The organism is Paenibacillus sp. 05T425 (genome assembly GCF_056396205.1).
Genome location: NZ_JBFTLA010000108.1, coordinates 1 through 444, shown reverse-complemented (window position 1 = coordinate 444; position 444 = coordinate 1). Strand labels below are relative to the sequence as shown.

The following is a 444-nucleotide window of genomic DNA, read 5'->3' as shown; positions in this document are numbered from 1 at the left end:
ACCCTGCACCGCGGCGCTCGGCTCGACCTTTTCGACCATGCCCAGGTAGCCGCACAACAGGCTCGCGGCGATCGCCAGRTAMGGGTTGGCGTCGGCACCCGGCAAACGGTTTTCCACGCGCATGGCGTCGGGGCTCGAGGTCGGCACGCGCAGGCCGACGGTGCGGTTTTCTTCGCCCCATTCGACGTTGACCGGTGCCGAGGTGTCGGGCAGGAAGCGGCGGAACGAATTGACGTTGGGCGCGAACATCGGCAGCACTTTGGGGATGTACTTTTGCAGGCCGCCGATGTGGTGCCGGAACAGCTCGCTCATCTGCCCGTCGGCATCGGCGAAGATCGGCTGGCCGCTGGCGATGTCGACCACGCTTTGATGGATGTGCATGGCGCTGCCAGGTTCGTCACCAATGGGTTTGGCCATGAAAGTCGCAGTCACGTTGTGCTTGAG

Annotated in this window: 1 pseudogene; it reads right to left on the bottom strand. The window is 64.3% G+C overall.

Annotation, left to right across the window (positions count from 1 at the left end):
* Positions 1-444: pseudogene (locus AC1DF0_RS32315) on the bottom strand (hypothetical protein); the annotation flags it as partial.